General features: G+C 39.5%; 9 protein-coding genes. 7 read left to right on the top strand and 2 right to left on the bottom strand.

Translation table 11 applies throughout. The features are described from left to right. Window positions 1-188 precede the first annotated feature (188 nt). Window positions 189-2141 (bottom strand): GTP-binding protein, encoded by a 1953-nt coding sequence (locus tag QNH20_RS13630; protein WP_283918549.1) that lies wholly within the window; start codon window positions 2139-2141, stop codon window positions 189-191. A gap of 184 nt (window positions 2142-2325) precedes the next feature. On the opposite strand from QNH20_RS13630, the gene QNH20_RS13625 reads away from it, so the two are divergent. Together QNH20_RS13625 and QNH20_RS13620 are read left to right on the top strand one after the other, a co-directional pair. After that, complete coding sequence (locus QNH20_RS13625; protein WP_283918548.1) at window positions 2326-3303, top strand: transglutaminase domain-containing protein; 978 nt, start codon at window positions 2326-2328, stop codon at window positions 3301-3303. Between the two features lie 246 nt (window positions 3304-3549). After that, window positions 3550-4380, top strand: a complete 831-nt coding sequence (locus QNH20_RS13620; RefSeq protein ID WP_283918547.1) for a hypothetical protein — start codon at window positions 3550-3552, stop codon at window positions 4378-4380. 21 nt (window positions 4381-4401) lie between these two features. Here QNH20_RS13620 and QNH20_RS13615 read toward each other — a convergent pair whose 3' ends face one another. Continuing rightward, window positions 4402-4545 (bottom strand): hypothetical protein, encoded by a 144-nt coding sequence (locus QNH20_RS13615; protein ID WP_283918546.1) that lies wholly within the window; start codon window positions 4543-4545, stop codon window positions 4402-4404. A gap of 203 nt (window positions 4546-4748) precedes the next feature. Here QNH20_RS13615 and QNH20_RS13610 point away from each other — a divergent pair, with 203 nt between their 5' ends. From QNH20_RS13610 to QNH20_RS13590, 5 genes are all read left to right on the top strand, one after another. Continuing rightward, window positions 4749-5882, top strand: a complete 1134-nt coding sequence (locus tag QNH20_RS13610; protein ID WP_283918545.1) for a glycerate kinase — start codon at window positions 4749-4751, stop codon at window positions 5880-5882. Between the two features lie 630 nt (window positions 5883-6512). Then, window positions 6513-7397: a proline-specific peptidase family protein gene (locus tag QNH20_RS13605; protein ID WP_283918544.1), complete on the top strand. Its 885-nt coding sequence runs from the start codon at window positions 6513-6515 to the stop codon at window positions 7395-7397. A gap of 474 nt (window positions 7398-7871) precedes the next feature. Further along, complete coding sequence (locus QNH20_RS13600; RefSeq protein WP_283918543.1) at window positions 7872-12161, top strand: S8 family serine peptidase; 4290 nt, start codon at window positions 7872-7874, stop codon at window positions 12159-12161. 179 nt (window positions 12162-12340) lie between these two features. After that, a complete protein-coding gene (locus QNH20_RS13595; protein ID WP_283918542.1) occupies window positions 12341-13582 on the top strand; it encodes an ATP-binding protein in 1242 nt (413 codons plus the stop codon). A gap of 198 nt (window positions 13583-13780) precedes the next feature. Further along, entirely contained in the window at window positions 13781-15118 is a 1338-nt protein-coding gene (locus tag QNH20_RS13590) for an MDR family MFS transporter (RefSeq protein ID WP_283918541.1), read from the top strand. Window positions 15119-15145: the final 27 nt, after the last annotated feature.

Below are 15145 nucleotides of genomic sequence, written 5' to 3'. Positions count from 1 at the left end.
AATTTAATTAAACATTATTCTAAAGCAACAACAGAACTTTTTCCTTTTTTAGGGTAAAATCTTTAGGTTTCATCCTTTTGATGACCGAACTGAGATAAGAAGAGAGGAAAAAGTGTCTAATAAAAAGTATTGGCGACCCGAATGAGATAAAAAGAGCAAATCGGGTCGCCAATATTTTTTCACTATAACTATTTACAATGCATTTCCGCTTCGGCCTGATCCCATGGAACCGAATAACCTTGTCCCTTTGAACAGAAAATCGAAGTGGATGTATATTCTGGATCAGCATCTTTATTGTAATTGATTTTTTCAATTACTTGGTCTGGATTATGACATGGGTAGTATCCGCCAAATACTAGATTCATGGTTCCTTTTCCTCCAGTAATTGAGCCAAATTCAGGTCCATAATTCATAAAAGTTACGACCGGCACTTTCCCGGTTAGAATGGCTCGATTACCTTCAGTTACAGGCGGGTCGAAGCTTCCATGAGCGTTTTGGATATCTGTCAGCACTTTTCCGAGATGATCCAAATCCATTTTCATTTTAAATTGATAAAACGGTTCAAGCAGGACGTTTATTGCTTTTTCTAAGCCTTGTCGTAATGCCCGATAGGATGCCTCTCTAAAGTCGCCCCCGGAGGTATGCTTATTATGGGCCTTACCTGTTAGCAACGTGATTTTCACATCGGAAATGGGCGATCCCGTCAGCAACCCATGATGTTCTTGCTCAAATAAGTGGTGGCGAATGAGGTTCTGCGTTCCAACCGTTAAGTGATCCGTATGGCACACACTTTCAAAGGAAATGACGCCATTTCTTTCAGCTGGCTCTATTCGTAAATGTACTTCCGCATAATGGCCCAATGGTTCAAAATGGCCATAGCCTGTCACCTCAGAATCAATCGTTTCCTTATATAAAATTTCCGGTTCTCCAAATGAGACATCGAAGTGAAATCGTTCCTTAACGATTTGCTTTAAGACTTCAAGTTGAATCGTCCCCATTACATGGATATGAATTTCCTGCGAACGCTCTTCCCAGATCACATTTAATGCGGGGTCTTCTGCATTCAATATGTTAAAATACCTCAGTACGTCTTTCACATTCATCGATGAATCAAATAGTACGTTTGATTTTAGGGCTGAGACCATTTCGTATACAGCTTTTTCTTTTATTGTTCCTAAGCCGTCTCCTGCAGAGGCTGATGACAAACCGGCTACGGCAAATATATCACCGGCTAAGATTTGGTCGGTCGTTTTAAATTTGTTGCCGCTATATAATTTGATTTGGGTTATTTTTTCACAGAATGGATTTTCTTGATCGCCGTAACTGATTTCGTCGCGTACTTTTAATGTTCCACTAAGTGCTTTGATAAACGTAATTCTCGTTCCTTTTTCATCATAGCGAATTTTATAGACACGGCCGGCAAAGGGTTCACTACGCTTATAATGAGAAGTTGTTAACAAGTCTAATTTTTCAAGAAAGCTGTCAATCCCGATATCTTGTAACGCTGAGCCGGTTGCACATGGAAAAAATTGATTTTCGTGCAGCAGCTTCTTCATCGTTTCTAACCATAGTTCCGGTTGGTAACCTGAATCCATGTACTGTTCTAAAAGTGACTCATCCCGCTCGGCAATAAATTCAATTAGTTCCTCGGTCATATCACCGTGAGTAAACGTCTCGGTAATGTCAAATACGTCAGTGGTTAAATGGCTGCGGATTTCGTCTAAAACTCTTTCGGAATCAGCGCCGACCCGATCGGTTTTGTTAATAAAGAAAAAAGTTGGTACTTGATGCTGCTGAAGAAGCCTCCATACAGTTTCGGTATGTCCTTCAATTCCTTCGACGGCACTGATGATGACTATTGCGTAATCCATTACTTGAATTGCACGTTCCATTTCTGGGGAAAAATCCACATGCCCCGGGGTGTCGATTAAATAGTAATCTGATTGATTAAAAGAGAACATTGCCTGTTCTGCGAACACGGTAATTCCACGTTGTTTTTCGATTTCATGATTATCCAGGAAGGTGTCCTTATGATCGACCCGTCCTCTTTGTTTAATTGTTTTTGTATGAAATAGCAGTTGTTCGGCCAATGTGGTTTTTCCTGCATCTACATGGGCAAACAACCCAATTGTTTTCTTCATTATGCCACCCCAAAAATCAAAAGCCCATTTTTTATGTTATTGATTATATCAAATCGTATCGTATCCGACATAAAAATTACTGGAATTTCGAATTTATAGTGAAATATAGTAGAATAAACTAAATTGATAATCATGTACTCTATTCATATATAATCTGAGTGAGAAAGTTGAGGTGTTGTACTTTTTGAAAAAACTATTCTTTCTTTTCATATGTTTTTGTGCATTTATGTTTTTATCCGAAAAAAATATGATTCCTTCAGTTGAAGAAATAAAAAGCTTCTTGAACATAAATAGTTTCCAATTATCAGACGAGGGGAATCAAGAAAATGAAACCAGTGAAGCTAAAGTAAATGAGCAAAAACCTACAACTTCTACCTCGGCACCCTCGAAGGGAAACTATCAGCCAACGGAGATTCAAACCTATGACGTAACAGTAGAAAACGGAAAGCTTGTTGTAACAGGGAAACCTACAGAATATGGAAAATACAATAATGCGGATGGTGTCATTTTATATATTCAAGAAGTGCGAGCCCATAAGGATACAACCATAAAGGTTCCTTTTACCAATGGAAAAATAAATTATGCTTATCCACTAACCTATACAGTAGGGGATGTAATCATCAACCTGGATGAATATTACAATGGAAAGGAAAACGATCCGAATAAGGTTCTTGGCTATGCCCAATATACATTAACAGATGAAGACCCGTATTTAGCTCCAAGTTACATGGTTCAAAGTAATGACCCAGCCATTTCGGCTTTAGCCCAAAACATAACGAGCGGAAAGGAATCGGATATAGAAAAATCGCGGGCCATTTTTGAGTGGGTAGCAAAAAATATCTCCTATAATGCTCCACTTGTAAATTCAACCAACCCGCCAATCTATTCTGCACAGCAAACCTTACAATCTCGTATAGTGCTCTGTACCGGCTATGCTCATTTAAGTGCTGCCCTTCACCGAGCTGTAGGTATTGAAGCGAAAATTGCTTATGGTGAAAACCATGCTTGGAATGAAGTTATGTTGAATGGTGTGTGGCAGTCTGAAGATCCGACATACGGTTCCGGATACATTAACGCTAATACAAATAAATTTGTACGAAGCTATCAACCTGCTTATTTTTCCAAAACGGATAAAAATAAGGAAGGGGAGTATCCTTGGTAAATAGATGGAAAAATACTTGTTAAAGAATTAAATAGAGAGGTTCATAGTGCCCATGATAGGGAAAAAAAGCAGCGGCCGGTCACTCTGAGAGGATCACAGTACCCGTGGACGGGAAAAAAATCCATAACCGGTCACTAAAAGGGACATAAAAACAACCTCTCTCACATCAAGGCCAAATGAATGTTTTTTATGAGAATGGTATAACATGGAGAATAGAAAACAACCTTGGAATGAAAGGAAATAAAGATGGATTTCCTATTCTCTTTTTTTAATACCTTGTTGCTTAGCTTTGTTGAATTGTTTTACCTATTAGGCATCTTGATGGCTGTTGGTTTACTATTAGGAATACTTGAAAGGTATTCAAATAGATATCTGGTACGTACGTTTGGCCCACGAGGGATCCTTGTAACTGCATGGATTGGAACTCCAATTCATGAAATAGGGCACCTTATACAGTGTTTCATTTGGGGCCATCGAGTAACGAAGGTAAAGCTTTTACAGTTGAATAGTCCTAATGGGGTGCTCGGCTATGTTGAGCACACTTATAATCGTCATAGTATTTACCAGCAAGTGGGAAATTTTTTTATCGGCTTGGGTCCTATATTTAGCGGCATCGGCTCGTTGATATTAAGTATGTATTTTTTAGTACCTCAATCCTATATAGCCTTTTTAGACCAGATTCAACATCATATTACTGTTGATAAATTTGATTTATCGGTTTTAAAAATAATAGCTGAAGCAGTTATTGTGATTTTCAAGAGTCTCTTTACTATAGAAAATCTCATAAACCCTTTATTTTGGATTTTTTTAATAATAGCTATAAGTATTTCTTCTCACATCGCTTTAAGTAAAGCGGATATCCAAGGATCCGCAAAAGGACTCTTAACGATTTTCGTATTGCTTGTTTTGTTTAATCTAATTGCAGGATTATTTCAAATGGACAGTTATCGGCTGGTTGTAAAAATAGCGAAATATAATGTCTACGTGCTCGCATTTTCAAGTTTTGCTTTATTTTTTTCATTGATTACTTTGGTGTTAAGCATTCTATTTTATAAAATAAAATTTTTAAAAGGCTAATAAAAAACGCCATTTCTGGCGTTAGGAGTATTGTTCATTATCGGACGAATCATTATTATTTATCATGTTTTTAACATCCTGACTTATCTTATCAAAGGTTTGATTCACTCTATTCATTATTTCCTCATTGTTATGCTCAATGTTTTGTTTATTATCTTTTTCCATTTTGTTCACCTCCATCTATATCGTTTGCAAAATAGTAAAAGTTTATGAAAAACTTCATTTTGGAAAAGAGATAATTTTTCACGCAGATTACATAGCAATTACCCAGCACTGTTAGTACACTCAAAGAATGTTAAGTATGATGAGACGCTTTCAGGAATTTGAAAAATGAGCGGTAAATTGGGATTGACAGGAGAGGAAATAAGATGAAAATTGTCATTGCTCCAGATTCATTTAAGGAAAGTTTGTCTGCACTTGAGGTAGCAGATGCCATCGAAAAAGGATTTAAACGTCATTTTCCTCATGCGGAGTATCTAAAAATCCCAATGGCTGATGGTGGCGAAGGGACGGTACAGTCCCTTGTCGATGCAACTGGAGGGGAAATTATTCGAAAAAAAGTAACTGGCCCTCTTGGTGTACCTGTAGAGGCCTTTTTCGGAATTCTCGGTAACAAGACAACAGCTGTGATTGAAATGGCGGCAGCTTCAGGTTTACACTTTGTCCCAGCTGAAAAACGAAATCCTTTGATCACCTCAACTCGAGGGACAGGGGAATTAATCGCTGCTGCTCTCGATTATGGTGTCAACCATATCATCATTGGAATTGGTGGTAGTGCTACAAATGATGGCGGTGCGGGAATGGCGAAAGCCCTCGGAGTCCAATTCCTTGATAGAAATGGGAATGAAATTGGTGAAGGTGGGGGCTCACTTGGTGATTTAGAGTCGATCGATCTAGCAGATATAGACCCACGGTTAAAAGAGATCAAAATAGAGGTTGCTTGTGATGTTGATAATCCGCTTACAGGGGAAAGAGGAGCCTCAGCCATTTTTGGACCGCAAAAAGGAGCAACCCCGGAAATGGTTGCCCAATTGGATACGAATCTTAGCCATTTTGCTGACATTATTGAGTGTGATCTCGGTAAAAAGATTAAGGATGTATCTGGTGCCGGTGCGGCCGGTGGTCTCGGTGGAGGTTTGCTTGCCTTCCTAAATGCAGAGCTGAAGCGGGGCGTTGATATTGTCATTGAGGCAACCGGGCTTTCTCAGTTCGTTCAAGATGCTGATTTGGTGATTACCGGGGAAGGAAAGATTGATGGACAGACGATTTTTGGGAAAACCCCGATTGGTATAGCGAAAACGGCTAAAAAGTTTGGAACCCCTGTTGTTGGAATCGCAGGTAATATTGCAAATGACAGCGATATAGTCCACGACTATGGAATTGATGCGGTTTTTAGTATCGTTCCAGGTGTTGTCTTACTAGAGGATGCCTTTACACATGCGGCGGAATATGTAGAAAGGACAGCCGCCAATATTGCAGCTGTTTGGAAGATGAAACGATAATTTAGGAGGCCTGACCCAAGTTTTAACTGTGGGTTCGGGTCTTTTGTTTATTTTAAAAGGCTATCTGAATGTAGAACATGTCTAGGTTACCTTTTAAAAAGAAATCCACCGAAAAAGGGTACGTAGAAGCGCTCTACATCTGTTTTTTCAATGAATTCCACTCCGAACCTCCAAGTAGACTCGTTCTACATCGACTTTTTCAAAGAATTCGACCGCGATCCTCCACGTAGACTCGTTCTACATCGACTTTTTCAAAGAATTCCACTCCGAATCTCCACGTAGACTCGTTCTACATCAACTTTTTCAAAGAATTCCAACCCAAATCTCCACGTAGACTCCCCCTACGTCAACTTTTTCACGGAAATTCCCATAAACCTCCTCGTAGAAACTTTTCAACAATTTAAAGGATAATATTATTTCCGAAACATTCAAAGGGAATAATTATGACCTCATAGAATACTAGTATGTGACAAAATATACGTGGTGGGAGGCAAAAGCGGTGCGAAAGGAAAAAGTTATTTTGAGCACTGCCAAGAATGATGAGCGAATTCGTGCCGTATTGATGACAGATTCATTGTGAGAGAAAAAGATAAACGTATCAACAACAAACAAATATAAGGGGGAGTTTGAATGCATAAAGAAGGATTTATTGATGTAACTGGAGGAAGAGTTTGGTATCAGATATTCGATGAAAACGGCGGGGGAACACCGGTAATTATTTTGCATGGCGGGCCGGGGTCTTCGTCTTATTCCCTGCAAGGTTTAAAGGCTCTTGCAAAGGAACGGCCTGTGATTTTATATGATCAATTGGGATGCGGAAAATCTGATAGACCAACGGACACGTCTCTTTGGAGCATCGAACGATTCGTAGAAGAATTAGCACAAGTGCGGCAAGCCCTTAAACTTGATGAAGTACATATTCTTGGTCATTCCTGGGGGACAACTCTCGCGGCTGCATATTGCTTAACGAAGCCAAGCGGTGTGAAAAGTGTTATTTTTTCTAGTCCTTGCCTTAGCGCTCCATTATGGGAGAAGGATCAAAAGCGAAACCTTAAGAAACTGCCACTTGATGTGCAGGAAACGATTAAACACTGTGAAGAAAATGGGACGACTGATTCAGAAGAATTTGAAGCTGCTATTGACGTATTTAGTAAACATTTTGTTAACAGAATGGAGAAGCAGCCCGAATGGTTGGAACAAAGACCTTCATGGTATCGCAATTCTGAAATTTACAATATTATTTGGGGCCCGTCAGAATTTACTGTGCTTGGAAATCTGAAGGAATTTGACTGTACATCCCAGTTAAAGGAAATTACCTGCCAAACTTTATATACATGTGGGCGTTTTGATGAAGCTACTCCGGAAACAACACAGTTTTACACCAGCTTAACGCCTCACGCGAAATTCCATGTTTTTGAAAAAAGTGCTCATATGCCGTATATCGAGGAGCCAGAAGAGTTTATAGCGGTAATTGGAGATTTCCTTCAATCAATTGATTCAACTATACTTTCATAAAAACAATAGGCTCTTTTAAAAAAATGATTTTTACACAGTTAGAGAAAAAAGGAGAGCTGCATACCTATTCATGCGGCTCTCCTTATTAATTAGGAAACTGGGAAAATAAAGCGCTTACAATCATGAAATGTAAATTTCTTTCTATTTATCTGTATCAATTAAACTAGGAATAATGGCTCAATTTTTGAAAGAATAGAAATATCCCCCCATATAAAGAAGAAGGAAATAGTAATAAGGATTTATATTAACTATGAAATTAGAACTGTCGACATTATTATGGACTAATTTTCCAATTTTCCCAACCACAACCAAACTATCAATTTCTGATTATTCAAATTTATGTGACATAATATGACACAAAAACAAATGTTAAACAGCTATTTTTAAGTTAGCACCTAGTTTCTGACATATAGTGTGCGAGGGAAGGAGGGTAGTAGTTTCAGTGAATAAGGAAAATACTTAGGGGGTAAGAGGATGAAAAGAAAGAAAAGACGATTATTATCCACTCTATTAACCGTCATCCTAGTGTTGCCATTGCTTCTTCAGCCGCAAATGAATGCGAACGCTGAAACAAAAGGAGTAAGTGCTTCAGCGAAGGATCAGGTGCCAACACCGAAGCAAAAAGTAACAAAATCACTTTACAACCAATTTGATGGTCAGGATAAAGTTACCTTTCTCATCAAAATGAAAGAGCAGCTGGATTCTGCAAAAGTTGCTAAGGCAGCTGATGATAAAGCCAAGCAGCAAAAGGCGACACCTGCAAAAACAAAATCATTGAAGCGAAACACAATTGTCTCCGAGTTAAAAGCAACAGCAAAAGAAACACAGACTGACGTGTTGGCGTTTCTTGAGGAGCAAGTGAAGGCTGGAAAGGCCAAGGATGTTCATTCCTACTATATCGTGAATGCGATTGCAGTAACAGCAACGCAAGAGGTAATGGAAAAAGCAGCGGCTTTTCTAGAGGTTGAAAAAATTCTTCCGAACGAAACAAGACAATTGTTTGTACCGGAAAAAACCGCAGGTACAGCTGTACAAGATCCAGCAGCTGGAACCAATTCGATTGAATGGAATATCGACCGTGTAGGAGCTCCAGCTGTTTGGGAAATGGGAATTGATGGCAGCGGAGTTGTCATTGGTTCGATTGATACCGGAGTGCAATGGAATCACCCGGCATTAAAGGAAAAATATCGTGGCTACAATGCTGCTACAGGTCAAACAGATAATACGTATAGCTGGTTTGATGCAACACGTGGTCAAACTACACCATATGATGATCATGGGCATGGAACACATACAACAGGAACAATGGTTGGTTCAGAGCCGAATGGTTCCAATATTATCGGTGTCGCACCAGGTGCAAAGTGGATTGCGGTAAAGGCATTCACAGCAGCTGGCGGTACGGATGCAGATTTAATAGAAGCTGGTGAATGGATGATTGCCCCGGGTGGAAACCCTGACATGGCACCAGATGTCATTAATAATTCATGGGGTGGAGGTCCTGGGCTTGATGAGTGGTACCGTCCAATGGTTAATGCGTGGAGAGCTGCAGAAATTTTCCCAGAATTCTCTGCTGGGAATACGACGATAAGTAATCCTGGAGGTCCTGGATCTGTTGCCAATCCGGCAAACTACCCAGAATCCTTCGCGACAGGAGCTACCGATATTAACAACAAACTTGGAAGCTTTTCCTTACTTGGACCATCTCCATATGGGGAAATCAAACCAGAAATTGCAGCACCAGGTGTCAATATCCGTTCTTCTGTTCCTGGGGGCAGCTATGAAGGCGGATGGAATGGAACCTCGATGGCTGGTCCGCACGTATCAGCAGCCATTGCACTACTTAAACAAGCAAATGCAAGCTTAACAGTTGATGATCTAGAACGAATTTTACAAACAACAGCCATTCCTTTAACAGACAACAAATATCCAACATCACCAAATAACGGTTATGGCTCAGGATTATTGAATGTATTTGATGCCGTATCTTCTGTTGTTTCTGGTTTAGGAAAACTAAAAGGCCAGGTAACGAAGGAAGGAACCGACAGTGAAGCACCGGTGTTAACACATTCCCAACCTGCCACGGTTTTTGCAGGAATGCCGTTAACGTTAGAAGCTTCAGCTGCCGATAATATTAGTGTAACAAATGTATCGCTCCAATATCAAAAACAAGATGGTTCATGGACGACTGTTGCTGCACAGCGGATTAGCGGTGATTACAAAAATGGAACGTACCGCGTCAATATTCCTGGTGCAGACATTTCAGGAAATGCTTTGGTATATAAGTGGAAAGCACTTGATTTCGGTGGAAATGAATCTGTTAGTGAACATAGTGTCACAGTTCTTCCAGGAATTACAGTAGGCTATGTTGCTAATTTTGAAAGTAATCCTGATGGCTGGACTTCCTATGGTGCCAATAATTCTTGGCAGTGGGGTAAGCCAACAAACGGTCCTGGGGCAGCTTTCTCCGGTGAAAAAGTATATGCGACAAATCTAACTGGAAATTATGATAGCAAAGCGAACGCTTCGTTACAGATGCCGCCTATTGATTTGCCTGAAGGAAGCAGTTATCTCCAATTTAAGCAATGGTATGAGCTTGAAAGAAACTATGATTATGGGCATGTATTTGTCTCAACAGACGGTGTGAACTGGGTTCAAAAGCTTCGCGTCAATAATCTGTCAAATGGCTGGATTGACGGTGAAGTGAATTTAAGTGAATATGCGGGCCAAAGAATTTATGTAGCTTTCAACCTCACAACCGATGGAAGTGTGACAAAGCAAGGTTGGTATATAGATGATGTTCGCTTAACAAATGCACCACTTGCTGCGCCACAAAAAGCAGAGGTGGACGTCACAACTGAAAAAGAGGAGTCTGCAGCAGATTCTGTTAAAAAAGAAAAGGTCAATCCGGATAAGTTAACAATGATGATGCCTGAAGTGAAAAAGGATGCAAGCACTGAAAAGGCTGCTCCAATGCAATTACCTATGCAGGCTCAAGTAACGGTTGTGGAATCCGGTCGTTCTGTAACCACTAACCCTGCTAATGGAAGCTTTGAGATTACACATTCAGCAGGAACATTTACGGTCATTGCTGAAAGCTATGGCTATCACTCGCAAACTAAATCAGTAACCATTGCACAGGATGGGGAAGCAACAGCGAACTTTACACTTCAGGAAAAAGCGAAGGGAACTGTTGCAGGAACGATCAAGAATAAGCAATCTGGACAGCCAGTTGCTGGGGCGACTGTATATGTTATAGAAGATGCAGCCGTTCAGCCTGTCCAAACGGATGAAAACGGACATTTTTCACTTACGGGATATGAAGGTGACTATACTCTTAAAGTTATAGCACCACATTTTTACAGTCAAGAAGCAACAATTAAACTAAAAGGAAACATCGAGCAGAATTTTGATATTAAGCCTTTCATCGGTTTCCCAGGTGAAATCGGCTATGATGACGGCACAGCTGAAAACGCGCGCGCATTTTACGATTCCGGAAATGGCTGGGCTGTAAAAATGTCATTAGCAAAAGGCCAGAAAAAGGCATTAGTGACAGGTGGTTTATTCCGTTTCTGGACTTCGGAATGGCCGGTTCCAGGAGGTACTGCCTTCAAAGTAGCAGTATATGATGCTTCAGGACCTGACGGTGCACCTGGTAAAAAAATAGCCGGTCCATTTGATGCTACTGCACTTCGAAATGGTCAGTGGACTAAAGTGGATTTAAGCAACCATGGTATCATTGTCGAAGGTGACTTCTATATCGTTTACATCCAAGCGGATGTAAATACGAAAGCACCTGGTATGGCAACAGATGAGGATGGGACAAATGCGAAGCGAAGCTGGCAGCTAGTTGGAGGCGCATGGACACCTTCTCCTGAAGCTGAGGGTAACTATATGATTCGTGCCGTGGTTGATTATGAAGTAACAGAACCAACTATCACTTCTCCTGTTGATGGAACGTTCACCAACATTGAAACAGTAACTGTGAAAGGTGAAGCTGCACCAACGGCAAAGGTTCATATTTTTAATAAAGGCAAAGAAGTTGCTACCGTTGATTCAAAAGATGATGGCACATATTCTGTTGACGTGAAACTAAATAAGGGTGAGAATCAATTAACGGCAAAAGCGTCTACAGCACAAGGGATGACGGATGCATCCGCACCTGTAAACGTAACCTATGATGCCGATGCTCCAGAGTTAACAATTGGCTCGCCAGCAGATGGAAGTAAATTGAATAAAGAGACCGTTACCGTTACAGGAACTGTAGCAGATAACTATTTAAATTTCGTCCTTGTTAATGGAACTACAGCGAAAGTAGTGGATGGAAAATATTCTGCAAGAATTATGCTTGATGAAGGAAAGAATGAAATCAAAGTTATGGCCAAAGATAAGGCTGGAAACACGACTGAAAAATCTGTAAAAGTCGACGTCAAATACACAGCACCATTAATTCAAAATGTAAAACCTGAGGTGGATAAGGTATTGAAGAAGGGCGAAAGTGTAAAGATTGAGTTTACAAGTGAGCCTGGCGTGAAAGCATCTTTCTTCATCCATATGCCGCTGACACAAACGAGAACATCACAACTGGCGAATGCAACAGAGCTTCCAATGATGGAGGTTTCACCGGGCTATTATGTTGGTTACTATACTGCTACTAAGGATATGGTAGCGGCCGGTGCCACAATTGAGGTAAAAGCTGTTGATTCCTTTGGAAATGAATCAAGACAAACAGCTAACGGAAAATTATATATTAATGTGAAGAAATAATAAAAAAGAAATAGTGTATGTTGAAAATGGGAGCTCTCCACATATGTGTTGATGCTCCTTTTTTCTGTCTTAAAATTTCAATGAAGAATGCATGTAAATTTGTAGAGGATTGAAGGAAAGTAATGGAAGTTGTCGAATTCCTATACCTATAACAATTTACCTAGTAAGCGGGGAGAATTATGAACAGATCGGGTCAAATTATTTTATTGTTTATTTCAATAGCATTTACTGCCTATCAAAAGATATGGGCTCATTACGCTTTTTTTACAATAGACTTTTTTATTTTTAATTTCATTGCTTGGGTTGTCGGTTGGCAATATGACAAAGCACGATTTTTTGAAAAAAAAGCTCGTGCCAGTGAAGAAAGCTATCGGAAATTAATAGACTCATTACCAGATCCGGTATATATCACCCAAGATCATAAATTTCTTTATGCAAATAATGCTGCTGCTAGGTTAGTTGGAGCCAGTAATAATAAAGATATAATCGGTAAATCCATTTTTGAATTTATTTTTCCAGAGTATAGTGACCGGTTAATGGAACGATTTAAGCAGATTATGAAAGAGGAACAGCCCGTTAACACGATTGAATACAAAGCAAAACGTTTAGATGGATCGGCATTCTTTTTTGAAGTATCTGCCTTATCGATCGTTTTTGGCGGAAAAGAGGCTATTCTTTCAATTGGAAAGGATATTACTGATAGAAAAGAACAGACGGAACGGATGCTGCAAAAGTCAGAAAAACTGGCACTTTTAGGACAAATGGCAGCAGGTATTGCCCATGAAATTCGAAATCCCCTTACGTCCATAAAAGGATTCATACAGTTATTTAAGGCGAATCAACAAAAAGAGGAATACTTTGATATTGTGCTCTCAGAGCTTGAACGTATCAATAGCATCGTTGGAGAATTCCTTGTGCTTGCAAAACCGACTGCAGCTGTTTATGTCGAACAAGAAGTAAACGTTTTAATAAAGGATGTTGTTACCTTAATTGGTACTCAATCAATTTTGAATAATGTAGAGATTTTCATTGATTTTGAACAGGATTTACCGAAGATCAGCTGTGAAGAAAATCAGTTGAAGCAGGTTTTTCTAAACCTTCTTAAAAATGCCATAGAGGCGATGCCCCAAGGTGGAAAAATTGAGGTAAAGGTGAAGCAAATAGAAGAAGGGAAGATTTCGATTAAAATTATCGATCAGGGTATCGGTATTCCAAAAGAAAGATTGTCAACACTCGGAGAACCTTTTTATACTACAAAGGAAAAAGGTACAGGTCTTGGGCTCATGACCTGCTTTAAAATAATCGAAAGTCATAAAGGAGTGTTAACGATTGAAAGTACAGTAAATGAAGGAACAACAATCGAAATTATTTTACCTACCATTACACAGCCCTTATTAATAAATGAACAGGTATATGTGTAAGATTATTTCGCAGCAATTTGTGCTGCACTCTATGGACGCCACCCTCATGTGGGGTCTTTTTCATTTTAGTGGAAAATTTCAATAAAAATTTAATTAGATTTTAATTGTGACAGTTTGCTATAATGATAGTTGTGGAAATAATAAAATGTAAAAAAATGGAATAAACCATTGTTTTTTCTTAGCACTTAGGGGGTACTTATGGGAAAAAATAGATATGTATTTTGGGGGCTTGTGATCACAACCCTCATTTCGGCGCTTGATGCCAACATTATGCAAACGGCTAGTCCTACCATTGTTAAACAACTTGGCGGCACGGAGTTGTTTGCTTGGATTTTTGTTGTTTACATGTTAGCAAGTACTGTTACAGTTCCACTGTACGGAAAATTATCGGATATGTATGGCCGGAAAAAGCTATTAATGATTGCAGTTGGCCTTTTTACGATCGGCTCGATTCTTTGCGGTATAGCGAATTCCATGGTAATGCTGATTGTATTTAGAGGGATTCAAGGCCTTGGAGCCGGAGGAATGATCCCACTCTCGATGATTATCGTTGGAGATTTGTTTACGATTGAAAAACGCGGGAAAATCCAAGCGGTTTTTAGCACCATTTGGGCCATTTCCTCTATTGTGGGTCCCGTTTTGGGTTCTTTTTTTGTTGAAGCCTTGACATGGAGATGGATTTTCTTTATCAATATTCCAATAGGTATAGCCACCGTGCTATGTTTGATTCCCTATCAGGAAAAATTGGAATTTAAAAAGACTTATATCGACTATAAAGGATTCTTCGTATTCGGAATTTCGATTACACTTTTGTTACTGGCCACAAACGTTGGAAATCCTTTTTGGTACCTTATGATTGGTTTTATCGGTTTGATTGTTTTTGTATTGGTCGAAAGGAAGGAAGAGCATCCGTTTCTTCCTGTTTCCCTTTTTAAAAATAGAGGCATACTTATGACCAATCTTTTCATGTTATTTTACTGTCTATCCTTTTTTGGTACATCGAACTTTATTCCATTATTCTTGCAAGAAGGCAACGATATGAGTATATATAAAAGCGGGCTGATTCTATTAAGTATTGCAATCGGCTGGATGTTTGGAAGTACACCGGCAGGGAAATGGATCATACGCTTTGGCTACAATATCTTATTTATCATCGGCAGCTTTATTACTACTGTTTCAGGATTAGGACTCTATTTATTCATTCAGGATATTTCCTATGTTGGATTGTTTCTGATTTTGACCGTTCAGGGTTTTGCCTTTGGTTTATTATTTGCCGTGGGAACAATTGCTTCTCAAGAATTTGCCGAATCACATATAAAGGGTATGTCGACATCACTGCAAATCTTTTTAAGAAACATTGGAACATCTATTGGCGTTACCATCATGGGTTTACTCATTAATCATGCGGCAAACGTTGTCATCGGGATGAAGAACGTGTTTCTTTATGCTCTTTGTATGAGTCTTATAACCGTTGTGTTAAGCTTTCTAATCCCGGTTAAAACAGCTGGATCTTTAAGTAAAGACCACACCAAATAAGGGGGAGCAATTGGCTCCTCCTTATTT

The organism is Neobacillus sp. WH10 (assembly GCF_030123405.1).
Taxonomy (GTDB): domain Bacteria; phylum Bacillota; class Bacilli; order Bacillales; family Cytobacillaceae; genus Neobacillus.
This window is presented reverse-complemented; position numbering and strand designations above follow the sequence as displayed.